This window comes from Chelatococcus asaccharovorans (assembly GCF_003201475.1).
Lineage (GTDB): Bacteria > Pseudomonadota > Alphaproteobacteria > Rhizobiales > Beijerinckiaceae > Chelatococcus > Chelatococcus asaccharovorans.
Genome location: NZ_QJJK01000021.1, coordinates 1 through 22871 on the forward strand (window position 1 = coordinate 1; position 22871 = coordinate 22871).

25 protein-coding genes and 1 pseudogene are annotated in these 22871 nt (G+C 65.9%); 19 read left to right on the forward strand and 7 right to left on the reverse strand.

The window, feature by feature from the left end; all coding sequences use genetic code 11:
• Positions 1–94 precede the first annotated feature (94 nt).
• From C7450_RS31310 to C7450_RS31345, 6 genes and pseudogenes are all read left to right on the forward strand, one after another.
• Positions 95–673, forward strand: a pseudogene (locus C7450_RS31310) (lactate dehydrogenase); the annotation flags it as partial.
• Positions 674–976: 303 nt separating this feature from the next.
• Positions 977–2656, forward strand: coding sequence for a ParB/RepB/Spo0J family partition protein (locus tag C7450_RS31320; RefSeq protein WP_068184876.1), 1680 nt, complete (start codon positions 977–979; stop codon positions 2654–2656).
• A 93-nt stretch (positions 2657–2749) separates the two neighbouring features.
• Positions 2750–3226 (forward strand): hypothetical protein, encoded by a 477-nt coding sequence (locus tag C7450_RS31325; RefSeq protein ID WP_068184874.1) that lies wholly within the window; start codon positions 2750–2752, stop codon positions 3224–3226.
• Positions 3223–4107 (forward strand): DUF7007 domain-containing protein, encoded by an 885-nt coding sequence (locus C7450_RS31330; protein WP_068184871.1) that lies wholly within the window; start codon positions 3223–3225, stop codon positions 4105–4107. The genes C7450_RS31325 and C7450_RS31330 overlap by 4 nt, the downstream gene beginning before the upstream one ends.
• Positions 4104–4433, forward strand: a complete 330-nt coding sequence (locus C7450_RS31335; protein WP_068184868.1) for a hypothetical protein — start codon at positions 4104–4106, stop codon at positions 4431–4433. The genes C7450_RS31330 and C7450_RS31335 overlap by 4 nt, the downstream gene beginning before the upstream one ends.
• A gap of 459 nt (positions 4434–4892) precedes the next feature.
• Positions 4893–5474 (forward strand): hypothetical protein, encoded by a 582-nt coding sequence (locus tag C7450_RS31345; RefSeq protein WP_068184865.1) that lies wholly within the window; start codon positions 4893–4895, stop codon positions 5472–5474.
• A gap of 88 nt (positions 5475–5562) precedes the next feature.
• Here C7450_RS31345 and C7450_RS31350 read toward each other — a convergent pair whose 3' ends face one another.
• Both C7450_RS31350 and C7450_RS31355 read right to left on the reverse strand, forming a co-directional pair.
• Positions 5563–6036: a type II toxin-antitoxin system VapC family toxin gene (locus C7450_RS31350; RefSeq protein ID WP_068184862.1), complete on the reverse strand. Its 474-nt coding sequence runs from the start codon at positions 6034–6036 to the stop codon at positions 5563–5565.
• Complete coding sequence (locus tag C7450_RS31355) at positions 6033–6335, reverse strand: type II toxin-antitoxin system Phd/YefM family antitoxin (RefSeq protein WP_068184859.1); 303 nt, start codon at positions 6333–6335, stop codon at positions 6033–6035. The genes C7450_RS31350 and C7450_RS31355 overlap by 4 nt, the downstream gene beginning before the upstream one ends.
• Before the next feature lie 309 nt (positions 6336–6644).
• Between C7450_RS31355 and C7450_RS31360 the strand changes: the two genes are divergently transcribed.
• The 9 genes from C7450_RS31360 to C7450_RS31400 all read left to right on the forward strand — a co-directional run bounded on the left by C7450_RS31360 (position 6645) and on the right by C7450_RS31400 (position 12697).
• Entirely contained in the window at positions 6645–7571 is a 927-nt protein-coding gene (locus tag C7450_RS31360) for an ArdC family protein (protein ID WP_061021127.1), read from the forward strand.
• Positions 7571–8122: a hypothetical protein gene (locus C7450_RS31365; protein WP_068184857.1), complete on the forward strand. Its 552-nt coding sequence runs from the start codon at positions 7571–7573 to the stop codon at positions 8120–8122. Before C7450_RS31360 ends, C7450_RS31365 begins: the two co-directional genes overlap by 1 nt.
• A complete protein-coding gene (locus C7450_RS31370; RefSeq protein ID WP_068184854.1) occupies positions 8122–9063 on the forward strand; it encodes an adenine nucleotide alpha hydrolase family protein in 942 nt (313 codons plus the stop codon). The genes C7450_RS31365 and C7450_RS31370 overlap by 1 nt, the downstream gene beginning before the upstream one ends.
• A 55-nt stretch (positions 9064–9118) precedes the next feature.
• A complete protein-coding gene (locus C7450_RS31375; RefSeq protein WP_068184851.1) occupies positions 9119–9427 on the forward strand; it encodes a type II toxin-antitoxin system RelB/DinJ family antitoxin in 309 nt (102 codons plus the stop codon).
• Positions 9424–9711 (forward strand): type II toxin-antitoxin system RelE/ParE family toxin, encoded by a 288-nt coding sequence (locus C7450_RS31380; RefSeq protein WP_061021135.1) that lies wholly within the window; start codon positions 9424–9426, stop codon positions 9709–9711. The genes C7450_RS31375 and C7450_RS31380 overlap by 4 nt, the downstream gene beginning before the upstream one ends.
• Before the next feature lie 684 nt (positions 9712–10395).
• Positions 10396–10710: a DUF736 domain-containing protein gene (locus C7450_RS31385; RefSeq protein WP_068184848.1), complete on the forward strand. Its 315-nt coding sequence runs from the start codon at positions 10396–10398 to the stop codon at positions 10708–10710.
• A gap of 322 nt (positions 10711–11032) precedes the next feature.
• Positions 11033–11185, forward strand: coding sequence for a hypothetical protein (locus tag C7450_RS34220; protein ID WP_170147543.1), 153 nt, complete (start codon positions 11033–11035; stop codon positions 11183–11185).
• Positions 11186–11332: 147 nt separating this feature from the next.
• On the forward strand, positions 11333–11746 hold the full coding sequence (locus C7450_RS31395) for a hypothetical protein (RefSeq protein ID WP_061027528.1): 414 nt from the start codon (positions 11333–11335) through the stop codon (positions 11744–11746).
• Between the two features lie 765 nt (positions 11747–12511).
• Complete coding sequence (locus tag C7450_RS31400) at positions 12512–12697, forward strand: hypothetical protein (protein ID WP_068184842.1); 186 nt, start codon at positions 12512–12514, stop codon at positions 12695–12697.
• 92 nt (positions 12698–12789) lie between these two features.
• Here the strand turns inward: C7450_RS31400 and C7450_RS31405 are convergent, their stop codons facing one another.
• The 5 genes from C7450_RS31405 to traC all read right to left on the reverse strand — a co-directional run bounded on the left by C7450_RS31405 (position 12790) and on the right by traC (position 16152).
• Positions 12790–13050: a WGR domain-containing protein gene (locus tag C7450_RS31405; protein ID WP_068184839.1), complete on the reverse strand. Its 261-nt coding sequence runs from the start codon at positions 13048–13050 to the stop codon at positions 12790–12792.
• Positions 13051–13205: 155 nt separating this feature from the next.
• Positions 13206–13727, reverse strand: a complete 522-nt coding sequence (locus C7450_RS31410; RefSeq protein ID WP_082736915.1) for a thermonuclease family protein — start codon at positions 13725–13727, stop codon at positions 13206–13208.
• Positions 13724–15646: a Ti-type conjugative transfer system protein TraG gene (gene traG, locus C7450_RS31415; protein WP_068184836.1), complete on the reverse strand. Its 1923-nt coding sequence runs from the start codon at positions 15644–15646 to the stop codon at positions 13724–13726. The genes C7450_RS31410 and traG overlap by 4 nt, the downstream gene beginning before the upstream one ends.
• A complete protein-coding gene (gene traD, locus C7450_RS31420) occupies positions 15633–15848 on the reverse strand; it encodes a type IV conjugative transfer system coupling protein TraD (protein ID WP_068184833.1) in 216 nt (71 codons plus the stop codon). The genes traG and traD overlap by 14 nt, the downstream gene beginning before the upstream one ends.
• A 4-nt stretch (positions 15849–15852) precedes the next feature.
• On the reverse strand, positions 15853–16152 hold the full coding sequence (gene traC / locus C7450_RS31425) for a conjugal transfer protein TraC (protein WP_068184830.1): 300 nt from the start codon (positions 16150–16152) through the stop codon (positions 15853–15855).
• A 277-nt stretch (positions 16153–16429) separates the two neighbouring features.
• On the opposite strand from traC, the gene traA reads away from it, so the two are divergent.
• The 4 genes from traA to C7450_RS31445 all read left to right on the forward strand — a co-directional run bounded on the left by traA (position 16430) and on the right by C7450_RS31445 (position 22410).
• The gene (gene traA / locus C7450_RS31430; protein ID WP_068184828.1) at positions 16430–20023 is read left to right on the forward strand and encodes a Ti-type conjugative transfer relaxase TraA; all 3594 of its coding nucleotides are present in this window, start codon (positions 16430–16432) and stop codon (positions 20021–20023) included.
• Between the two features lie 107 nt (positions 20024–20130).
• Positions 20131–20619 carry a conjugative transfer signal peptidase TraF gene (gene traF, locus C7450_RS31435; protein WP_068184825.1) on the forward strand — a complete coding sequence of 163 codons (489 nt, stop codon included), beginning with the start codon at positions 20131–20133 and terminating at the stop codon, positions 20617–20619.
• Entirely contained in the window at positions 20603–21772 is a 1170-nt protein-coding gene (locus C7450_RS31440; RefSeq protein ID WP_245450278.1) for a conjugal transfer protein TraB, read from the forward strand. The genes traF and C7450_RS31440 overlap by 17 nt, the downstream gene beginning before the upstream one ends.
• A 14-nt stretch (positions 21773–21786) precedes the next feature.
• Positions 21787–22410, forward strand: a complete 624-nt coding sequence (locus tag C7450_RS31445) for a TraH family protein (RefSeq protein ID WP_068184822.1) — start codon at positions 21787–21789, stop codon at positions 22408–22410.
• Positions 22411–22871: the final 461 nt, after the last annotated feature.

Here is a 22871-nt window from a genome sequence, read left to right on the forward strand (position 1 = left end):
TCTGCCATCACGCCAATCCTAACCGGACCTTCAACTGTCGTTGCCGGAATGTTCCTTTCGTTGTCGTTTTTCAACAGCTATGAGGTCATTGGGCCAGATTCGCGATGCCGAGCGCGATATCGACATCTCGACGCGCCGCATCGCGGAAATTGGCCAGGACATCGAGCGTCTTGTTCCGACCGACGGCGCTGCTTTCACGATGAACGTGACGGACACCTCCTACGCCGGGCGCAAGGAGGCGGGCAGGGCTCTGATGAAGGAGATTCTGACGCTCGTGCAATTGCAGCAGGAGGGCGAGGCGATCATCGCCTCGGTCGGCGGCTTCGATCTCGAATATGAAGGCCAGCGTTTCGGCAAGGACGGCTATCGCTACACCACCATGCTGCTGCGAACCAACGCCGAATACGAGATCGATTTGCCCATGACGGTGACGCCGCTCGGCGCGGTCGCCCGGCTCGAACATGCGCTCGACGATTTCGAGGGGGAGCAGGAGCGCTATCGCCAGCGTCTTGCCGATGCGCGCCGCCGGCTCGCCTCCTATCAGTCTCGGGGGGAGGGCGAGTTCGCCTTCGCCGACGAACTCGCCGACAAGCGTCGGCAGCTCGTGGAGATCGAGCGGGCTCTGGCGCTCGACGTCGAGGATGCGGCAGCGCCGAGCGCGCTCGCGGCTTGAACCGAGCCTACGACCTGGCTGAGGTCAGAGCGTTCCGGACGAAAAGCAGGAAATAGAGAAAAGGAGGGGGAAACCTCCTCGCAGAGCGGCCTGACCGGCAACGCTGTCGCTCAATCGCGGCCAGCGCGATCCCGTCCCGTCGTCCTTCGCGGGGCTGTGAGCCCCGCTTGTCCGACCGGGCAGGGATGCTCGCCCGCAATTGTGCCGGTCTGCCCGCTCCGCGGGCCGGAGGGTGTCTTCGGGAAGAAGACGACAAAAGGACGGGCGGAAGGCCGCGTCCGCAACCCTTGAAGGAGCAATTCCATGCGTCTCATGAAGGTCGACCCGCGTGCGCTGAAGGAGAATCCCGACCGCATGCGCCAGACGAAATCCACGCCGCAGGCCGATGCACTGCTGCTGGCGACCATCAAGGCGGTCGGCATCGTGCAGCCTCCTGTCATCGCGCCCGAAACCGGCGGCGGCAATGGCTACATCATCGATTCCGGCCATCGGCGCGTGAAGCAGGCGATCGCTGCGGGTCTTGAGGAAATCGACGTGCTGGTCGTCGAGGCCGCGAACGACAATGGCGCCATGCGCTCGATGGTGGAGAACCTGGCGCGGGAGGCGCTTAATCCCGTTGACCAATGGCGCGCGATCGAGCGGCTTGTCGCGCTCGGCTGGACCGAGGAAGCGATCGCCGTGGCGCTCGCACTGCCGGTCCGCCAGATCAAGAAGCTGCGCCTGCTCGCCAACGTGCTGCCGGCGATGCTCGATCAGATGGCCAGGGGCGACATGCCGAACGAGCAGCAGCTTCGTACGATCGCGGCGGCTTCGCTCGAGGAGCAGCAGCAGGTCTGGAAGGCGAACAAGCCGAAAAAGGGTGATCCGCAGGTGTCGTGGTGGAGCGTTGCGCAGGCGCTGCAGAAGAAGCGGATGTATGCCCGCGACGCCAGCTTCGGCGACGATCTGGCCCAGGCCTATGGCATCGAATGGACCGAGGATCTGTTCGCGCCGGCCGATCAGGACAGCCGCTACACCACCAATGTCGAGGCGTTCCTCGGCGCTCAGCAGGAATGGATGACCAACCATCTCCCGAAAAAGGGGATCATCACCGAGCAGAATAGCTGGGGTCAGCCCGAACTGCCCAGGAAGGCCGAGCGCGTTCACGGCAAACCGGGCAAGGGCGATTGCACGGCTATGTATATTGATCGCGACGGCAAGGTGCAGTCGGTGCATTACCGGATGCCCGAGCCGAAGAAGCCGAAGGGGAAGTCGGCGGCTGGTTCGCACGGCACTGACGAGAACGACGTTGGTTCTGTCGCGAAACCCCGTCCCGATGTCACGCACAAGGGCATTGAGATGATCGGCGACTACCGCACCGATGCGCTGCGCGAAGCGCTCGGCCGCGCGCCGATCGAGGATGACATGCTGATGGCGCTGTTGATCCTCGCCTTCGCGGGGCAGAACGTGTCGGTCACGAGGGGCGCAGGCAGCGGCAACTACGGCCACGGCAAGCTCGCCAGGCATGGTGTCATGCTGTTCGATGCCGAGGGCAAGCTCGCCTTCGATATGGACACGCTGCGCGTCGTGGCCCGTTCCATGCTGATCGACGTGTTCTCTTGCCGGGAGAACGCCAGCAAGAGCGGCATCGTCGCCCGCATCGCGGGCGAGGCGATCGGCGCGAATGCGTTCCTGCCGAACATGGGTACGGAGGACTTCCTCTCGTGCCTGTCGCGTCCCGCGCTTGAAGCCTCGTGCAAGGACACGCCGGTCCTTCCGCGCCAGAGGGTGAAGGACACGCGCGCAGCGCTCGTCGAGCATTTCAAGGAAGGGCACTTCGTTCATTCCGCAGCGCTCTTCGCTCCGGATGCCGCCGGCCTCTCGCACTGGCTGTCCTCCCACGCTGCCGCGAACGAGGATGACGAGCCGGGGGAGGACATCGACATGGTCGCAGAGGACCCGGCCGATGAGGAGGCTGGCGAATATCTGGAGGCGGCCGAATAGCGCCGCCCCCGTTTCACCTTCCGAATGATCCACCGCCGCCGGCCAAACCGGCGGCGGTTCTGTTTCCACACCTGCGCAAACACGGAGGACATCATGTCCGCGCATACAATCTTCGACAACGCACCCATCGGTTCGATCGTCGCCTGGTCCGATGGCACGCCGCAACCGCCGGCGCGCTTCAACAAGAAGCTATCGACCTGGCGGTCCAACAACAGCCGGGGTCGGCTGACCCGCAAGCAGGGCGAACGAGGCGTCGGCAACATCGCGGTGCCCGCCTGCTTCACGCTGCACGAGGCCGACTATGGCGCCGGCGGCGTCATCGCCATCCGCGTCCATCGGACGTTCTCGCTGGATTCGAAGCTCCACTTCACCATCGTCGAACGTCCGGCCATCGGCTCGGTCCGTGTGTTCGCCGGTGCCGGCGATCACGCCGAACTCGTCTATCTCGCGACCCACGAGGCCGACGCGAAGGAGTGGCTGTCACGCCACGGCTATCCCCGCGCCGTGCTCGAAGAAGTCACCGCCGACGAGGTCGGCGCCGACGTCATCGAGGGGAGGGCAGCGGCATGAACGCGCTCACCCACCTGAACGGCAATCTCGAAACCCCCGATATTTCGGGGGTTTCTTTTGGCCGCAGCGCTGACGGCATGGCCGTCGCGCTCGTCGGCGACAATGCGTTCGCCATGGTCCCGGCCAGCGACGGCAAGCACTATCTCGCGACAGGCTGGCGAATCCGCAGGCCCATGCCGGAATGGACCCGTAACGACTTTTATGGCCATTCCGGCGAGCTCGCCGATGCGGCGGCATTCCGAAATGCGGTCCTCGAACAGGCCGAGCACAGTCAGGAGAAGAAGGCGCTCGCTCGCCGCGATGCGCGGATCGCCGCGAGCACGCCGTGGGGTGCCTCGCAGGGCGCGACGATCTATGCCGATGGCGTCATCTTCTATGACACGGCCAGTCACGGCGGCTTTCACCTATCGGCCGAGCGCAATGCGCAGGTCCATCCGATACTGCGCGCCGATGGCGGCTGGTACGAGGAGGATGAGTGCTGGGCGATCGTCGCGATCCATTTCCCGCATCTGTTCACCAGCTTCGAACGCCGCTGCGCGGGGCGCACCATCAAGGATAGCTGGCCGGATGCCTGGGAGAAGATCTTCGGTACGGTCCTTGGACCTGGCGAATCCCGCGAGCGGGATCGCGTTGCTTTCGAGAAACAGCACGCGGCCGACTGGATCGTCATCGCGGCGATCACGTCCGACCATGAGAAGGGCTCCGTGGAGTGCGTCGCCACGCGCGGCGGGAAGCGTGGCCAGGCAGTCGAGGAACGACGCTTCCTCGTGCCGTCGACGGAGTATCGGGTCGGGCAATTCGGCTTCGTCATCGACGAAGCCCGCCATCGCGCATGGGACGGCCCTTCGGACTTCGTCGCCAGGCGCGGGAGCGCGCCATGACCACTTCTCTTGACCGCCGTGCGCAGCTCGCCCGGATGGAGGAGGCGCGCAGGCAGACGCAGCGCCAGCTCGACATGATCGACCGGCAGATCACGCGCCGCATGACGGCGTTGATCCCGCAATTGCAGCCGCGCCGCACGGCCTATCGGCGCGGAAAGCCGCCTGATCCGGGCGCGTTCCTCGAACGCTACCGTGCAAACCTCGCCGCCCTCTCGGCCGAGCGGCAGCCGGAGATCGACGCGCTCGCGCGGAAGCTGGCCCGGCAGGATCGGGCGATCGCGGCCTTTCGCGAGCGGCACGGCTCTTCGCCATCGCAGGCTGCGTGAGGGCGGCGGCGCTGTCGGGCGGCAATGTCAGCGCCCGGCGATCGGCGGTCGCACATCCGGGAAGAGCGGGCATTGACGCCGAGGCCCATGCTGCGGCCGGCCGCCGCGATCTGGCGGAGATCCGGACATGCCCCCCTTTCCTGCGCTTGGTCGCCGGGATGACGCGGATCCTTGCCAGCTCTCCCTTCGGTTTGAGGTTGCGCTCGTAAACCGGCGGCCGGCCGCTTCAAGGCCGCTTCGCGCCGCGTTGCGGCCGGAACGACCGATCTCGGCAAAGCAGGCCCGCGGGTTGGCGCAGGGCCGTAGGCCCCGCTTGCCCGCAAGCCGGCTTCGCTCGACCTGGTCGCCCCGGACCCTGAAGCGTCCGTCTGACCGCCGGTTTTCCACGAGCTCACCCGAAGGGAGGGCCGGCAAGGGCCGGTACGAGCCTTCGGGACAACCGATGGAAAGGAAATCCGCATGTCCAGAACCGCTCCCCGCCAGACCGCCCGCGTCGTCCAGCTTCGCAAGGGCACAACCCTCGAAATGGTCCGGCTCGCCTGCCCGGATGCGGCCCAGGCCTTGATGATCGCCGAGAGCTTCGGATCGCCGGTGCTCGACAGCGACGGCATCCGCGACCTGCACGAGCGGATGATCGTCGAGACCGCCGAGGCGCTCGGCGAAGGCCTCGGCGAGCGCGCGATGCAGATCCACCTCCAGCGCATCGTCGGGGCCTATGTCGGCTCCGCCCATGGGGCCGGCCAATTCTACTCCCGCGCGGTGACGGAAGCCCGCGACATGACGGCCAAGGCCGCCAACGACCTGCGCGACGAGGACCTCGATGGCCCCGTCGGTTTCGACAGCGCCGCGCAGCGCAAGCGCGAATTCGCCGCCGACATGGGGCTCCAGGCCCATGCCCTGCGGATGGCCGCCGAAGGCGCAGTCGCCGCCTACGAGCAGATCGTTGGCGAGCGCTGGAAGCCCTTCGAGCGTCCGGTCGAGCATCCCGGCCAGACCCTCGACCGCAAGGCGGCCGAATTGCAGATGGCGGCCCTCGGTTGAGCCGCCCGTCGGGCGAGGCTTCGGCCTCGCCCCCTTCTTCCTTGCCGAACAGGCCGGTCCCGCAAGGGGCCAGCCTGTTCGCATGTCGCTATCGCACGCGCCCGGCTTTGGGGCTCAGCGGAAACATTGCTGCATCGTCGTTCCACGGATCGAACACCGTCACGCCGGATGGCCTGGCGTCCTTCACGTTGCGCGTCACCAGATAGAGATCGTGTTCGAGCGCCGTCGCGGCCAGCATCGTGTCGATCACTGGCGGGGCGTGTCCGCTCGCCCGCTTGCCCTCTCCCGAAACCCTTCCCCATCGCCGGACGACTTCGTCGCTCAGCGAAAGGACACGATCGCCGAAGCGTTCGGCCAACGCGTCGCGCGCCGCGATATAACGCGGGCGCTCCGCATGACCGTCGGGAAGGTTGTGGATTCCCCTGTCGTATTCGCCAAGCGTCAGGACGCTGATGAAGAATGTCTCTTCTTCCTGTCCCGCGACCCAGCTCTTGACCGACGGCGCACCCTGCGGATTGATCAGAGCGGCGACGACGTTCGTATCGAGCAGCCAGCCCCTCAAAGCTCGACATCCCGGCCGCGATCCATCTCGCGCTCAAGATCGAGCCCGCCGAGATGCAGGCTCTCCATGAACTCGACGAACGGCAGCGTCGGCTTTTCCGGCACCAGGCGTTCGAACTCCTCGACGCTCATCACGACGACCGAATCGTGGCCGCGCACGGTCACACGCTGTGGACCATCCTCGCGCGCGTGGCGGACCACTTCGCTGAAGCGCGCTTTCGCGTCCTCGAGCTTCCACCGTCCCGCCGCCGGGCGGCGTCCGGCTTTCTTTATGTTCTTCAGTCCCGCCTGCTTGCTCATTGGCTCGCACTTCTACCTAGTCAGCTAGTCAGATATATAGCGCGGCCTGTGGCGTTGCGCCAGATCGGGATGGGCAAGCGGGCAAAAAGAAAGCGGAGGAGCGCGCCCACCGCGGCCCGTCCCGGTTGGCGGTCCTGCCGGGGCCGGTGGCCCGCGCAACGGCTTCGCCGTCCTCCACTTCGTTCCGGCCCTTCCCGCCCGTCGCGATGCGACGGGCCCGGTCGGGTGCGCGCCCCTCCTGATCGCCCCGGCCACGGACCTCCGCGACGGGCCGCGATGGGCGCGGCCCCGACAAGGAGGTTTGAGAACATGACCAGCAAGGAAAAGGGCTCGCGCACCGACATCTATGCGCGGATCACCGAACGCATCGTCGCCGATCTCGAAAAAGGCGTGCGCCCATGGATGCAGCCATGGAACTCGGCGAACGCTATTGGCCGCGTGACGCGCCCGCTCCGCCACAACGGTTTGCCCTATAGCGGCATGAATGTGCTGTTGCTTTGGTCGGAAGCCCTGGCGCGCGGATTTTCAGCGCCCATCTGGATGACGTTCAAGCAGGCCATTGAGCTTGGAGGCGCGGTCCGCAAGGGCGAGAGCGGAACCATGGTGGTCTTCGCCAGCCGGTTCACGAAGACCGAAGTCGGTGTCGCCGGTGAAGAGTTCGACCGGGAAATCCCGTTCCTCAAAGCCTACACCGCATTCAATGTCGCGCAGATCGACGGGCTGCCCGCGCAATATTATGCGCAGGCCAAGCCTGTCCGTGATCCTGTCGAGCGGATCGAGCATGTCGATCGTTTCTTCGCCAACACCCGCGCGGTGATTCGGCATGGTGGCGACAGGGCGTTCTATTCTCCTGCTGGCGACTTCATCCAGATGCCGCCTGTTGCAACTTTCCGGGATGCTGCTTCATACGTCGCGGTCTTGAGCCATGAGGCCACGCACTGGACGGCAGCTCCCCATCGCGTGAACCGCGATCTGTCGCGCTACGGCAAGGATCGCACCGAGCGGGCGCGCGAGGAGCTGGTTGCCGAACTCGGAAGCTGCTTCCTCTGTGCGGATCTCGGCATTGTTCCGGAGCTCGAGCCGCGACCCGATCACGCATCGTACCTCGATTCCTGGTTGGCCGTCCTTGCCGACGACAAGAAGGCGATCTTCCAGGCCGCCGCCCATGCGCAACGCGCCGTCACTTATCTGCACGATAGGCAGCCGTCGATTGCCGACGAGCGGGAGGCAGCATAATGGCTGTCCTCCCCTCCCAGCGCCTGCTGATCCTCGCCTGTTCAACGACGAAGCGCGACGGCCCGGCCACCATGCTGGCCATCGAACGCTATGACGGTCCCTTGTGGCGGACGCTGCGCGCCGTCGACCCTCATGGCGAGAAAGCTCAGGTCGCATTCCTCTCCGCCCATCTCGGCTTTCGTGCGGCCGCCACGCCGATCGCGATGTACGACGCCGAAATGACCCGGCAGATGGCCGCGGCCATGAAGGCTGGCAATCTCGGGACGCGCTGGCCGCGTCCCGAGACCCAGGACCAGATTGAGGAGGTTGGGCAGCATCCCGGAATGCACATCCATCGCCTTTGCGGTTATCACGGGCGTCAGACTTTCCGTGACGTTGCTCTTGTCGGTGGCCACCTCTATCGCGACGTGATGCGCCATCTCGTCGAGCTGTTCCGCATCGGCGGCTATGTCGCCGGCGACGCGCGGATCACCGAGATCAACGGCCCGATTGGGTTGATGCGGCGCGACCTCCGTCTTTGGATCGAAGGCGACGGCGGGGAGAAAGGCTGATGCTGTTCTCTCCGGTTGCTGATCGGGAAGGCCTCCAGCCCTCCCCCATCCGCCTGCGCGCGCTCAGCCTCGGCGCCGGCGTTCAATCCACCACGATGGCGTTGCTCGCCGCCCACGGCGAGATCGGGCCGATGCCCGACTGCGCGATCTTCGCGGACACCGGCTGGGAACCGAGCGCCGTCTACGACCATCTCGACTGGCTGATGTCCGGCAACGTGTTGCCGTTCCCGGTCCATGTCGTTTCGGCCGGCAACATCCGCGACGAGCTGCTGGCCGCCGGCGCTGGCAATCGCTGGGCCTCGATCCCGGCCTTCGCGAAAACCGTCACCCCCGCCGGCGCGCTGGTTCCCGTCTTCGACGAGGACGATGATGGCGAACTCGTCGAGATCGGTTCGCGCCGGGCCACGACGGAGACCGTCTCCATCGGCATGATCCGTCGCCAATGCACGACGGAATTCAAGATCGTGCCGATCCGCCGGAAGGTGCGCGAGCTCGTGGACCTCACCCGTAAACGCTCGCCGGCGTATCCCGTCGTCGAGCAGTGGATCGGCATTTCCTGCGACGAAGTCATTCGTGCCAAGCCGAGTTTCGAGGCGTGGCAGATCAAGCGTTTCCCGCTGATCGAGAAGCGGATGAGCAGGCAGGATTGTCTCGCATGGTTGCGCCGGCATGGCTATCCCGAGCCGCCGAAGTCGGCTTGCATCGGATGCCCCTTCCACGACAACGCGCGTTGGCGCCGCATGCGCGACCACGATCCGGAGGCATGGGCCGATGCCGTCGCGGCCGACAAGGCGCTTCGCACCGGCTTGCGCGGCATACGCGGCGAGGTGTTCCTGCATCGCTCATGCGTACCGCTCGACCAGGCCGATTTGTCGACGGCCGCCGATCGAGGCCAGCTCGATCTCTGGCCGAATGAGTGCGAGGGCATGTGCGGCCTGTAGTGGGCTGGCAAGCGTCATTCAATTGCATTACATTGAATCGAGAAAGGAGACGAGCATGCCTGCAAACGCACTCGTCCAGACCAGAATCGACGCCGACATCCGCGACCGGGCGGCCGCCGTGCTCGAAAACATGGGCCTCACGGTATCGGATGCGGTTCGGATTCTCCTCACCCGCACCGCCAACGAGGGTGTGCTGCCCCTCGAGCTCGTCACGAGCAGCGAGGCGCATGATACCTGGTTTCGGGCCAAGGTGCGCGAGGCGCTGGAAGATACACGGCCAGACCTTCCCGACGATGAGGTCGAGGCGCATTTTGCCGAGCGTCGCGCCGCTGCCCGCCGCAAGGCCGGCGATCTCAAAGCATGAGGCTCACCTGGTCGGCTTTCGCGCTCGCGGATCGCGACGGCATCTTCGATTATATCGAGGCGGAAAATCCCGCCGCCGCTGTCGCGATTGACGAACGAATCGTCGCGGCGGCTCGCCGTCTGCTCGACTTCCCCGAGAGCGGCCGGCCCGGCCGGGTCTCGGGAACACGTGAGCTTGTCGTGACCGGAACGCCGTATATTGCGGCCTACACGGTTGCGGCGGAGGCAATTCGCATTCTGCGTGTTCTTCACGGAGCGCAGCAATGGCCGGACGATCTGTCGTAGATCCGGCTTGAGGTTGCCCCTGGGTGGCGCGGTGTTACCCATCGCTCATCGCCGAGCGCCCGGCGTGACGCGCCGGAATGGGACCTCCGCGTCGGCGGGGTGCGCACCCTTGCGTTTAGATCAGCGCATAGTCACTTTCCATCTCACCCGGCCGCACCACCGGATGGAGCGTCGTCAAGCGGGGATGCCGGCGTGAGCGTGATGTAGGGCTGGCCGACGCTGGAGCTCATCCATGCTGGCTGGTTCTCGCGGGTCGCTGGCTATGATGCGGACGGATTATAGCGGAAGGTGTCGAGGGGCCGGGCGTGGCCGGGCATCCGGGAGGCGGTAAGAGCGGGCCGGTGATGTTCTTGCCGTTGACATGGTCCTTGAACACCACTGATGAGCGGGTGCCGTGGTGAGGCTCCTTCTCGCCTTGTGGTTCGGGAGGCGCCTGCGCAGACCTCGAAGAGTCCGGTGTGACCGAAGGACGACTGCGTCTCGATCGCCTTCTCGCAACGGCCGGCCCCGGCTATTTTCCGCCGGCGGGCAAGCCCGCCTTTGCATCGCGAAGCAAAATTGCCGTGCCCGGCCGCCCTCCACTTCGTTCCGGCCCTCCGGGTGCGGGGTCGATCGCCTCCGGTCCTTTCACCGTCATCGAGGCCACGACAGGCGCGGCCCGAGCAAACCGGAAAGGAACCTATCATGGCTGTCATCGGCACCTTCACCTCCAACGGCAACGGCATTACCGGCAACGTCCGTACTCTCACCGTCGGCTTCCGGGCTCGCCTGAACCCGATCGAGCGCGTCTCCCGCGACGCTCCCGACTTCCGCATCACGGCCGGCAACGGTGTCGAGGTCGGCGCGGGCTGGAACGCGGTCTCCAACGACGGCGAGCCCTACATCTCGGTCAAGCTCGACGACCCGAGCTTCAACGCCCCGATCACGGCGGCGCTCTGGCCGAACGAGGCTGAAGGGAACTATGCCCTGATCTGGAACCGCCCGAAGCGGGACGCCTGATCCCCGCGACGCAGGAACCCCGCCGCCAGGGCGGGGCTTCTTGCGCGCTGAATGAAGCCGGAACCGGGCATCGAGCCCGCTTCCGGCTTGCCGGGCGCACAACCGGGAACGGGGGACTGCTCAGTTCGTCCAAGGGTGCCATGGCGCTCCGGAGGCATCAAGGACGAGCGGTGCCCCCAATTTTCAGCCGCCGCCCGCGAGGGGCGACGTCAGAAAATCGGCTCCCCCACTCGCCGCCTCCGGCGGTCGCTGCGCGATCCTTGATCCCTCCGGACCACCATGACCGGTGGTGTCGTCTTTCACAAACATCAAGGAGACGACGATGTCGATCGAACAGCATATCGAGGAACTGCGGGCCGAGCTCAGGAACGCCGTCTACGCCGACGAGCGGCGCCTGATCGAGGCCGAGCTGGCGGCGGCGATCGCCGAGCGCGACGCGATCCTCGCCACCTGGGCGGAGGAGCCTCCCCAGTGAGGGAGGCTTTTCCGCGTGACCCTGCGGGCGCCATAGCCGGCGCCCGTGTCCCTGTCGGCGGCGCATGAATCGTCTGCCCTCAAGCGAATTTTACTCTCCCAATTCGTCTCGCTCTCTGGCAATTTCTTTCCGAATTTGAGGATCTCCATGCCGAACCGGATTCCACTCGACCCCAAATTGCCCAAGACGTTCGACGCGACCCCGAACGACACGCGCAGCAAGGCGCAGCTCGATCAATGGTGGGATCGCCCTTACGGCCTCACACGACCGGATGGTCGCATCGAGGTCCGATGCCTGAATGGCGGGGCGTGGGATCGCTCAACCCATTTCGGTTTCGCGGACGATTACGATGCTGCTTGCGCGTTGGCCGAAGCGAAGCAGGCTGAATGGCTGAAGTTCCGGGAGCGGCCCAACGCCTGTCTTGAAGGCGGTCAGGTGACGGTGATCCGGCAGCCGCAGCGGCCTGACGAAGAGCCGCGCCAACTTGCTGCGTTCCCGACAGCTGAAGCGGCTGCTGAGTATCTGCGCGCCAACTTCCCAGAAGCATCGTCTTCGACTTAAGCTTTATCCGCTGGTCTGTCTGTCTCTTGCCTCGACGGGAGCCGATGGTTGGGGGTGGTGTCTGGTTGTTGTCGATACAGATCATCTTTCAATCCGGCATCCACTTCGACATCGGTTGATTTTGGGCGAGGCCCTTCGGGGCACGGCTCTATTCGCTGCGCGAACCGAACCCGCTGCGCGGTTTCGGCCCATTCGGGTCACGATCCTCTCGCAGTGCCGGCTACCGCCCCTGGCGGGGCCGTAGGTTATCTTTCTGACGGACTATTGTCGCACCGTCTCTCCGGCGTCATAGCTCGGCCTCCGGAAGGGCGGCCTGCGGCTGCTGCTCAGGCAAGTGGCTCCGGCTTCGGTCTGGCCCGCGAGATCCCACACCTTGGACCGCATGCCGTCTTACCGACGGATCGTCGAGCGTTTCGTGAATGCGGTGTCGGCGTGGCCGGGAACGATATGCAGCGCCGTCGACAGACAGCCGTTGCGGGTCAGGACGGAGGCTCCGCGCTGGACCGGCTCGGGACGTCGCGTGGATCGACGTTTCATCCGGGGAACGGAAAGATCGCGCCCGGCACGGCTCGCACCGGAGGCGGTCCAATCCCGCTTGGTCTGATGGCGTCCTGGTCCATCCCCGGATCTTCCACGATCAACCCATGAAGGGTCCGCTACGCGAGCGTGCGGCCGCGTGGCTGCGCCCGCGCGGTGATCGCGACCGGGGCCGGACCTTCGAGGAGCCATCAGCGGGAATTGGCCCGCTCCGGATGGAGCCTCAAAATGGCGCACGACCTCTCCCTCGCCCAGAACCACGCTTTCGACCTCGCCCGCACCCTGATGGTCCCCGTCACGCTCTTTCAAGTCGCCGGCGAATACGGCGTCCTGCCGAGCCACGAGATCGACGACGGCGACGACCTCGACATCATCCACGAATACAATCCTTACGATCGCCAGCCGGCTCATTGAGCCGGCGCCGCCGTCGCGTCGGCGCCGTATGGTCGGAGCCGACTCGCCATCACGCGAGGTTCCCGCCAACGTGGGCGCCCGCCGTGGCGCGGCTATGCCTGCGCAGCTTTTCCGGTGGGGCGATAGCCGCGATTGCGCTTCTGGCGCAGCAGGTCGAGGAACAGTCCGACAGCTTCTTCCTCGCGGAGGAAATGATGCTCCATCATCTGACCCTGCGCGCCGATCCGGCCCCAGCGGCGCGTCAGGCAGACATCGCCGAACAGGGTCGGCTCGATGCTCATGGCGTAGAACCTCGCCATGTTCTTTGCCGTGTCGGTTCGTTCGACATAGAGCTGATAGGGCTGTGCGATCATGCCGACAGAATCTCTCAGCCGGGAGTCGACGTCCAATTGGTTTTCTGAATCGCTCGTGGCTCATTGATTCATGTTGGCGATGATACGCCGACGATCCTTCGGCCGTCGCCGGCCATGCCGGCGAGACCGACGAACATGCGGGCTGTCGCGCCGGCTCAATCCAACGCGCACCAATCGCGCGCCGGCTCGTTCCAGCGGCGGGCCAGGCCCTCCTCGACGAGCATCTCGCCGAGTGAGGAATAGTCCCGCGTGACCGTGCGCAACCTGCGGCCATAGCGATCGGTGTCGCGCCATCCCGATTGTAGGCTGAAGCCGCCGGCGTTCAGCAGGACGAGAAGGCGATCCCGCGCGATTGCGCCGGCACGCTTCTCATCCTCGCAATGCGGCGAGAAAATTTCCGGCGCGTCTATATCGGCGATCCTGATCTTGTCCCCCTTGAACCAGAAGGTGTCGCCGTCGACGACGCAGTTCGTGCGGATCGGTCCGTCGCAGAGCGCGAACCTCGCCCGGAGCGTATCGATCGGCGGCAAAGGCGGGATCGTGAATTCCTCTATGGACCGGTCCTCATGCGGAGTTGCAGCCGGCCGCCCGAAACGGTCGTCATTGACGATCCAGACGATGCCGGTCATGGAGAGCACCAATGCCGCGCCGACCAACGTGCCGCGCGCGCCCATCATGGTTTCCCTTCCGGTTGAAACCTGTTTTCCCCGACGCAGACTTTCATGTCGTCGCGCCGAAACCAGATCGCGCGGCCGCACCTCAGCGGTGCGTTGCCGGCGGTGAACACGATCTGTTCGTCGGCGCGCATGCGCAGCACTTCGTGCGGCTGGATCAGCGCCCGCGAGGCGAGCTGCTTCGATCGCGTCCGCGACGAACCCGACGCCTGCGACGAGCGGCTGACCTGGTCGATCTCGACCGTTGTCATGCCGCAGCGCTTCGAGATGTAGTCGGCGGTTTCCGGGTCGTTCACCGCCGCGAACGAGATCCAACTCGCGCTCTCGAACCATTTGCTCGCGGCGTCCCGGCCGCCATATGTTTCGCGCATCTGGCCGATGCTCTGAAACAGCAACAGCAGCGTGATGCCGTATTTGCGGCCGGCATCACGCGCCGTCTCAAGAATCCGCATGAAGCCGAGACGCGCCACTTCATCGAGCAGGAATAGCGCGCGTCCCTTCACCTCGCCATTGCGATTGTAGATCGCGTTCATGAATGCGCCAATGATGACGCGGGCGAGCCCCGCATGTGTCTCCAGCGTCTTCAGGTCGAGGTTGATGAACACGTCGGTGTCGCCGCCGGCGAGGTCGTCGCTGACGAAGGTCGAGCCGGACACGAGCGCGGCGTAGTTCGGATAGGATAGCCAGTGGGTTTCCTTCACGGCGTTGGCATAGACGCCGCTGAATGTCTCCGGCGTCATGTTGACGAAAACGGCGACGTTCTCCTTCACGAACTGCGATGTCGAGTTGTCGTAGATCTCCTGCAACCGCGCCCTGAGCTTCGGCTCCGGCTCGGACAGGTTGGCGCGGACCTGGCGGAGCGTCTGGCTCTTTTCTTCCGTATGCCCCGACAGGCAAACGTCCGCGATGAGCGCGGTCAGGAGCTGCAAGGCGGAAGCGCGGAAGAAGTCGTCGCGCACGCCGCGCACCCCGCCGCTGTCGCTCGTGATCCATGAGGCGACGGCGGCGATGTCCTCCTCCTTCGTGCCGCTGAAGCGGCCGATCCAGTCGAGGGCGTTGAAGCCGTTTCCCGGTTCCCGCGGATCGAGAACATGCACGGTGCGTCCGGCAGCGCGCCGATGGTCGATCACCATTGGCGCGACCTCGTTCGATGGGTCGAGCACGACAAGCGCGCCCCCCCATTTGAGCGCGGTCGGGATCGTCACGGATGTCGTCTTGAAGCCGCCGGAGCCGGCGAAGACGACGCCATGCGAGGAGCCGAAGGAGGCGTCGAAGCAGAGCATCGGCGCGCGGCCGCCCTGCCCCCAGCTCTCTCGGGCCGCGGCGCGAAACGGCTCGGCGGCCACGCTGTCCTTGTCGACGCGATACCGCTCGCCAAGGACGATGCCGCCGGCCTCGCCGAAGAGTTTTGCGGCCTCCGGCATCGGCATCCAGTCGGCATCGCCGTGCAGCGCGCGCCGGCCGCGAACGCGCTTCGGGGCCGGTGCGGCAAAGGCCGCATTGCCCTTCACCGCGACGCGCAGCGCGAAGATGCCGGCCATCAGCACGATGCCGGCTCCCACCATGATCGCCGGATCGATCTGCGCCAGCGGCGAGCGGCCGGACGTGGCGCTTGCGGGAAGCGCGGACAGGCGCATCGCCTCGCGTGCGATGGCGATGGAAATCGCCGACACGCATCCGGCGATGACGCTCCACGCAGCCGCGCGGATATACGCGGAGCCAGCGGTCGCGAACAGGAAGATGACGCCGATTCCCGCTGTCACGATATAGGGCATCGCGACCCCGGCGCGGACGTAGAGGAGGCGCTGCGCCTCCGTCTTGCCGAGAACGGCAAGGCTCTGTCCGACGCCGTTCAGCCCGAAGATGGCACCGAGCATCAGCGCCATCGGCACGATCAGCAGCAGGAGCCTATTCGCCGTCACGGCCGAACGCCTCCGCGCCGATCGCGGCGAGCCGCGCCCGTTCCGTTTCGTCGTTCTTCAGCCTGCGGCCGAGTTCGATCAGCGCGCCGAGGAGGACCGCGCGCTTCTCATAGCGAAGACCCGCCTTGGCGATCAGGCCGCCGAGCTCGATCTTCTCGCGCGTGTCCTTCTTGCGGGCTTCGGTCGATGACGCCTGGCGCATGCGTTCACACCTCGCCAGCGCCATCCGCAGACGCGCCAGCCGCGACCTTCGCGCCGGCGTCGCCATTCTCGCTGCCGGTATCGGCTCCCCCTTTTCTTCCGGTCGCCTTTCCGCCCTTCCCGCGAAATTTTGCCGCGAGTTCCTCGAAGGCCGCCTGCAAATCGCTCTCCTCGACCGCGATTTCGCCGAGCCCGGCCCGGAGCGCAATGCGCCCGATCCGTTCGGCCTCGCGTGTCTCGGCGGATTTCAACTGTTCCTGCAGGCGGGCGATTTCTTCGCGGATTTTCGACGACGGTTTCTTCATTTCCGGGGGATTCTCCATGCCGGTCAGCGTTGCTGGTCTGCATGGAGAATCCCGGAAGCCGCCCGATGGGGCGACTAATAAAAAAGCTAGTCGGCAAGGCCGACGCCGCCTGAAATCATCCCGGCCGTTCCGAAGGAGCGGTCCAAGGGCGCAGTAATACGTCGCTGCCGCGACGTCCTGCTTGGCCACCGACCGGGGCTGTCCCGGTCTGGTGGCGCCCCGCCGCCACTCCCGACGAACATGTCTGTTTCGTCCTCGACCGGGAGATCGCGCCGCCTTGGCCATCACGCATTTCACGCCCCAGCTCATTTCGCGCGGCTCCGGCCGCAGCGCCGTGCTGTCGGCGGCGTACCGGCATTGCGCGCGGATGGAGCATCAGGCGGAGGGGCGGACGGTCGACTATTCGGCCAAGCGCGGCCTGCGGCACGAAGAGTTCCTTTTGCCGCCCGATGCGCCGGAATGGGCGAAGGCCATGATCGCCGACCGCTCGGTGGCGGGTGCTGCCGAAGCGTTCTGGAACGCGGTCGAGGCTTTCGAGAAGCGCTCCGACGCGCAGCTCGCCAAGGAATTCATCATCGCCCTGCCGGTCGAGCTCGATGTCGACCGGAATATCGCGCTGGTGAAAGAGTTCGTGGCGACCCAGGTGCTTGCCCGCGGGCAGGTGGCGGACTGGGTGTTTCATGACGAGCCCGGCAATCCGCATATCCACCTGATGACGACGCTGCGCCCGCTCGGCGAGGATGGGTTCGGGCCGAAGAAGGTGCCGGTGATCGGCCAGGACGGCGCGATCTTGCGCAACGATGCCGGCAAGATCGCCTATCGCCTCTGGTCGGGTGACAAAGCCGACTTCCTCGAACAGCGCGAGGGATGGCTCGCCCTTCAGAACAAGCATCTGGCGCTTGCGGGGCTCGACATTCGCGTCGACGGCCGCTCCTACGCCGAGCGCGGCATCGACCTTGTGCCGACCACCCATATCGGAGTCGCCACCAAGGCGATCGACCGGAAGAGCAAGACGGCTGGAACGCCGCCCGACCTCGAGCGCATCGCGCTGTTCAAGGAGCGCAAGGCCGAGAACCGCGAGCGGATCTTGCGGCGCCCGGAGATCGTGCTGGATGTCGTCACGCGCGAGATGAGCGTCTTCACCGAGCGCGACATTGCCAAGGTGCTACATCGCTATGTCGACGATGCCGCGACCTTCCAGGATCTGATGGCGCGCATCCTCCAGGACCCGAAAGTCCTGCGTCTGGAACGCGAGCATATCGCTCTTGCGTCGGGCGCCCGCGAGCCCGCGAAATACACCACGCACGAGTTGATTGCGCTCGAAGCCGGAATGGCGCGTCAGGCAATCTGGCTTGCCGGCCGTTCCTCGCATGGCGTGCGGAAGCCCGTGCTGTCGGCGGCGTTCGAGCGCCATTCCAGGCTCTCGAACGAGCAGCGCCACGCGGTCGCCCATGTCGCCGGGAAGGCGCGGATCGCGGCTGTCGTCGGCCGCGCCGGCGCCGGCAAGACCACCATGATGAAGGCCGCGCGGGAGGTGTGGGAAGCCGCCGGGTATCGTGTTGTCGGCGCCGCTCTCGCGGGAAAGGCGGCCGAGGGATTGGAGAAGGAAGCCGGCATCGCGTCGCGCACGCTTGCGTCGTGGGAGCTCGCCTGGAGCAAGGGTCGCGACCAGCTCGACGACAAGACCGTGTTCGTGCTCGACGAGGCCGGCATGGTGTCGTCGCGCCAGATGGCGCTGTTCGTCGAAACGGTGACGAAGGCCGGCGCCAAGCTGGTCCTGGTCGGCGATCCCGATCAGCTTCAGCCGATCGAGGCGGGCGCCGCCTTCCGCGCGATTGCCGACCGCATCGGCTACGCCGAACTCGAAACCGTCTACCGTCAGCGCGAGCAGTGGATGCGCGACGCCTCGCTGGATCTTGCGCGTGGAAACGTGGCGCGCGCCCTCGACGCCTATGAAGACGCCGGCATGGTGCGAACCGAATGGACGCGGGCCGAGGCGATCGGCGCCCTGATCGAGGACTGGAACCGGGATTACGATCCCGCGAAGTCCAGCCTCATTCTCGCCCATCGCCGCCGGGACGTGCGGGAGCTCAACCAGATGGCGCGCGCCAAACTGGTCGAGCGCGACCTGGTCGGCAAGGGCTTTGCGTTCCGAACGGAGGACGGCATCCGCCAGTTCGCCGCCGGCGACCGCATCGTGTTCCTCAAGAACGAGGGATCGCTCGGCGTGAAGAACGGCATGCTCGCGAATGTCATCGAAGCCGCCGCCGGCCGGATCGTCACCGAGATCGGCGAAGGCGAAAGCCGCCGCCGGGTCACGGTCGAGCAGCATCTCTATGCCAATGTCGACCACGGCTATGCGACCACGGTTCACAAGTCGCAGGGCGCGACCGTCGACCGCGTGAAGGTGCTGGCATCCAGCACGCTCGACCGGCACCTCACCTATGTCGCCATGACGCGCCATCGCGAGACGGCCGAGCTCTATGTCGGTATGGCGGAGTTCGCCAATCGGGCCAGCGGCGTCCTGGTCGACCATGGCGAAGCGCCCTTCGAGAACAAGCCGGAGAACCGCGACAGTTACTTCGTCACGCTGTCCTACCGCGAGGGCGAGCAGCGCACGATCTGGGGCGTCGACCTCGCTCGCGCGATGAAGGAAGCCGATCCCGAGATCGGCGATCGCATCGGTCTCGAGCACAAGGGCGCGCAGACGGTGACGCTGCCGGATGGGACTGCGGCCAAGCGCAATAGCTGGCAGGTCGTGCCGATCCGGGACCTCGCGATGCGGAGGCTGAGCGAGCGTCTGTCGCGCGACGGCTCGAAGGAAACGACGCTCGACTACGAGCGCGCATCTTCCTATCGCGCCGCGCTGCGCTTCTCCGAAACGCGCGGCCTTCATCTCATGCGCGTCGCCCGCACGCTCGTCGCGGACAAGGTCCGCTGGACCGCCCGGCAGAAGCAAAAGCTCGCCGATCTCGGCGCGCGCCTCGCCGCCGTCGGCGCCCGCTTCGGCCTTGGCGCTCGTCCGAAACAGGCTGCGCCCAACATCGCCATGTCCAACATCGTCCGGGAGGCAAAACCGATGGTCGCCGGCATCACCACATTCGCCAAATCAATCGGCCAGATCATCGAGGACAAGCTCGTTGCCGATCCCGCCCTGAAGAAGCAGTGGGAGGAGGTTTCCACGCGCTTTCGCCTCGTCTTCTCCGATCCGGAATCCTCCTTCCGCAAGGTCGACGTCGACGCCATGCTGAAGGACAGGCAAGCCGCCGCGACCACCCTGTCGAAACTTTCCGAAAAGCCAGACAGTTTCGGCGCCCTGAAGGGAAAGACGGGTCTTCTCGCCAGCCGCGCCGACAAGCAGGAGCGCGAGCTGGCCGGCAAGAACGCACAGGCGCTTGCCCGCGACCTCGAACGCTATCTGCGTCTGCGCAATGAGGCGGAGCACCGCTACGAGGCGGAGGAGCGCGCCACCAGGCTGAAGGTCGCGGTCGACATTCCAGCACTGTCGCCGTCGGCGAAACAGACGCTCGAACGCATTCGCGACGCCATCGACCGCAACGATCTCCCGTCGGCGCTTGAGTTCGCCCTCGAGGACAAGATGGTCGAGGCGGAGCTCGAAGGATTTGCTCGCGCCGTCTCCGAGCGTTTCGGCGAGCGCAGCCTTACCGGCATCGCTGCCAGGGAAGCGGACGGCGAGGCGTTCAAGACGCTTTCGGACGGCATGAACGCCGCGCAGAAAGAGGATCTGAAAGCGGCCTGGCCGGATCTCAGGACCGCGCAGCAGCTCGCCGCACAGCAACGCACGGCCGCCGCCCTCAAAGAGGCCGAGACCGTCCGCCAGACGCAGACGAAGGGGCTGACGCTGCAATGACGTCGACCATCGGGCGCGAAGCTGGATCGCCGGCACATGGAGTGGCAACCGGAAGGAAAAGGGCTGGGCGGCAACGGCAGGTCGTTGCGGTTCTGGTGGGGGCGAGCATGATGATGGCGGCGGTTGCCGGCATCGCCTGGCTCGGCGGCCTGCGCCTCAATCTGACGCCGAGCGAGCCGCTCGGGCTCTGGCGGATCGCGCCGCTCGATCGGCCGGCCGCTGTCGGCGATCTCGTCTTCATCTGCCCACCGCCCGGGCCGGTTTCCGACTTCGGCCTCGAGCGCGGATATTTCCGGCGCGGGCCGTGTGACGGCGGCTCGGCCCCGCTCATCAAGACGATCGTCGCGCGTTCCGGCGCCGTTGTCGTCATCGGCGCGGACGTCGAGATCGATGGTGTGTCCCTGCCCCGCTCGCGTCTCAGTCCCGTCGATGGGCAAGGCAGGCTGCTTTCGCCCTGGGCGGGCGGTGTCGTTCCTCCCGGCTTTATCTTTCTTCACTCATCCTTCGCAGGTTCCTATGATTCCCGGTATTTCGGGCCGGTCCCGGAGGCCGGTCTTCTCGGGCTGGCGCGACCGGTCCTTGTTCTCGATCCCTGATCGTCCCTTCGCCCTTCTTCTTGTGGTCGCGGCCGTTGTCGTTGGCTGGATCGGTTGGAGCGGCCATGTGCTCGCCATGCCCCTCGCGATGCTGTTTCCGGCGCTTTGGGCGGGATCGAAAAGCCGCATCACGGCCGCGGCGGTGGCGGCCGGATATTTTCTGGCCGCCTCGCGCGGCCTGCCGCAGAGCGTCGCCACCTTCTTCGGCACGACGGTCTGGGCCGGCATCCTGCTCTGGTTTGCCGCCTCCATCAGCTTCGTGGCGGTCCATGCCGCGCTGTGGAGCCGACGCCGGCGTTGGATCGCCATCCGGTATCTGATCGCCGTCGCGCTGATGGCGATCCCGCCCTTCGGCATCGTCGGATGGGCGCATCCGATCACGGCCGCCGGCGTCCTTTTTCCCGGTTGGGGATGGTGGGGGCTGGGAGCAGCGGTGGTTGGCCTCGCCGCCATGACGATGCGCCTGTGGCCTGTCGCGACCTTCGTCCTTGCATGCGCCTGGCTCTGGTCGGCGATGTCCTGGACCTTCCCGTCCCCGACGGATCAATGGCAGGGTATCGACACGTCGCTGAGCGCCTCGCTCGGACAGGGCAACGCCCTCGATCAGCACCACGCCCTTGTTGAGCTGGTGCTCGAGCGCGAACGCGCGGGTGCGAAGGTCGTTGTTCTCCCCGAAAGCACACTGGGCCTGCTGACACCGACCGTCGCGCGCTTCTGGACCGATGCGCTTGCCGGTCGCGACGTCACCGTGGTTGCCGGTGGGGCTGACATCGATCCGGCAGGCTACGACAATGTCATGGTGGCGGTCGGCGCGCGCGGCGCTGCCATCCTCTATCGCTCGCGAATGCCCGTGCCGGTGTCGATGTGGCAGCCCTGGCGGGCATGGCTCGGAGAAAACGGCGGCGCGGGGGCGACCTTCTTCGCCGATCCCGTCGTCGAGGTTGCCGGCCGCCGGGTTGTGCCGCTCATCTGCTATGAGCAGCTTCTGGTCTGGCCTGTCCTGCAATCCATGCTGCATCGGCCGGACACGATCGTCGCCATCGCCAACGGATGGTGGGCCGCCGGCACATCCGTTCCGGCGATTCAGCGCGCGGCAACCGAAGCCTGGGCGCGGCTGTTCGACCTTCCCCTCGTCACCGCCTTCAACCGTTAAGCAGGAATCCGCTCATGGCTCTCGATGCTGACCTCATCCAGAAATGCGCCGACCCTTCCCTGAAGCCCGCGATCATCGAGACGTTCATCAAGGCGGCGGGATCCCCCGATCCGCTCGCCGTGATCGTCCGCAGCGGCGATCGCATCATCCTCGTGCCGCCGGTCAAGACGCCAGAAGAAGCGCTCGAGCTCGTTCGCAGCCAGGTCGGCCATGCCGTCGTGCGCGTCGGCGTCACGCAGTTTCCCGCCGGCGTCGGCGTCAACGACCCGTCCGAGCTGTCGGCCGATCTTTTCGATTCCTGCAAGAACATCCGCATGGGCACCGCCCTGTTCGGCAAGGTCTGGCGGATCGTCTGGAAATGGTATGGCCGGCCGACGGCCGAGGAGGTCATGCCGCAGGTTCTCGACGATGCCATCGATGCCTGGAAGCGTGGCCGGTTCGAGGGAACATCGGTGTTCACCGCGCCCGATCCGGGCGGCCCGAAACCGCCGGAGGTCAAGGAGGAAAAGGAAATGCCTCAACCGGCCGAGGCCGGGCGGTCATCTCAGCCGCAGGAGCCGACGAGCGGCGATCCCAATAAGTCGGGCATCCGCATCGATCTGTCGGGCATCGGCGCCAACCGGTCGAGCTCGCCGTGATTGATTGCTGCTTGCGCCCACGGGATGGCAGGCGTGTCTCGCGCAACCCTAATCATCGCGGGGAACAACGCGACCACGTCGGGCTTTCTGTGCCTCGATAATTCCATTGCGGAGCTTCTCAAACAGGGCGCGCGGCAGCATCCCATATTGATAAGACCCATCCGGTCGGGGCCTGAGATCATAGCCAGGCCACGTGAAGCGGTTCAGTTCGTCGAACCGCACCCAATGCCGCGCGCCATCCAGTCCCAGACTCCGGCACACAGCGGCCGGTATTTCCAGCGATGTGCGGGGATCTTCGGGCGGACTATGCGTGATGGGTGCGACGACAGTGCGAATCTGTCCGTCGTCGCCGTGAGGGACTGCCACCACGATTGCGCAGGGTCGATCCTTCGCCCCTTCGACAGAACCCCGCTCGCGTTCCGAGCTCCAGAGAAAGCTGTAGCGGATGACGAGGCCGGGCT

Bases quoted from the DNA above. Each gene is read 5' to 3' on its own strand.
- C7450_RS31405 (WP_068184839.1), bottom strand. From the start codon at position 13,050: ATGATCGCACAGCCCTATCAGCTCTATGTCGAACGAACCGACACGGCA.
- C7450_RS31360 (WP_061021127.1), top strand. From the start codon at position 6,645: ATGACCAGCAAGGAAAAGGGCTCGCGCACCGACATCTATGCGCGGATC.
- C7450_RS31395 (WP_061027528.1), top strand. From the start codon at position 11,333: ATGCCGAACCGGATTCCACTCGACCCCAAATTGCCCAAGACGTTCGAC.
- C7450_RS31335 (WP_068184868.1), top strand. From the start codon at position 4,104: ATGACCACTTCTCTTGACCGCCGTGCGCAGCTCGCCCGGATGGAGGAG.
- C7450_RS31355 (WP_068184859.1), bottom strand. From the start codon at position 6,335: ATGAGCAAGCAGGCGGGACTGAAGAACATAAAGAAAGCCGGACGCCGC.
- C7450_RS34220 (WP_170147543.1), top strand. From the start codon at position 11,033: ATGTCGATCGAACAGCATATCGAGGAACTGCGGGCCGAGCTCAGGAAC.
- C7450_RS31345 (WP_068184865.1), top strand. From the start codon at position 4,893: ATGTCCAGAACCGCTCCCCGCCAGACCGCCCGCGTCGTCCAGCTTCGC.
- C7450_RS31400 (WP_068184842.1), top strand. From the start codon at position 12,512: ATGGCGCACGACCTCTCCCTCGCCCAGAACCACGCTTTCGACCTCGCC.
- traF (WP_068184825.1), top strand. From the start codon at position 20,131: ATGATGATGGCGGCGGTTGCCGGCATCGCCTGGCTCGGCGGCCTGCGC.
- C7450_RS31320 (WP_068184876.1), top strand. From the start codon at position 977: ATGCGTCTCATGAAGGTCGACCCGCGTGCGCTGAAGGAGAATCCCGAC.
- traC (WP_068184830.1), bottom strand. From the start codon at position 16,152: ATGAAGAAACCGTCGTCGAAAATCCGCGAAGAAATCGCCCGCCTGCAG.
- C7450_RS31410 (WP_082736915.1), bottom strand. From the start codon at position 13,727: ATGATGGGCGCGCGCGGCACGTTGGTCGGCGCGGCATTGGTGCTCTCC.
- C7450_RS31445 (WP_068184822.1), top strand. From the start codon at position 21,787: ATGGCTCTCGATGCTGACCTCATCCAGAAATGCGCCGACCCTTCCCTG.
- C7450_RS31375 (WP_068184851.1), top strand. From the start codon at position 9,119: ATGCCTGCAAACGCACTCGTCCAGACCAGAATCGACGCCGACATCCGC.
- C7450_RS31385 (WP_068184848.1), top strand. From the start codon at position 10,396: ATGGCTGTCATCGGCACCTTCACCTCCAACGGCAACGGCATTACCGGC.
- traD (WP_068184833.1), bottom strand. From the start codon at position 15,848: ATGCGCCAGGCGTCATCGACCGAAGCCCGCAAGAAGGACACGCGCGAG.
- C7450_RS31325 (WP_068184874.1), top strand. From the start codon at position 2,750: ATGTCCGCGCATACAATCTTCGACAACGCACCCATCGGTTCGATCGTC.
- C7450_RS31370 (WP_068184854.1), top strand. From the start codon at position 8,122: ATGCTGTTCTCTCCGGTTGCTGATCGGGAAGGCCTCCAGCCCTCCCCC.
- C7450_RS31380 (WP_061021135.1), top strand. From the start codon at position 9,424: ATGAGGCTCACCTGGTCGGCTTTCGCGCTCGCGGATCGCGACGGCATC.
- C7450_RS31365 (WP_068184857.1), top strand. From the start codon at position 7,571: ATGGCTGTCCTCCCCTCCCAGCGCCTGCTGATCCTCGCCTGTTCAACG.
- C7450_RS31330 (WP_068184871.1), top strand. From the start codon at position 3,223: ATGAACGCGCTCACCCACCTGAACGGCAATCTCGAAACCCCCGATATT.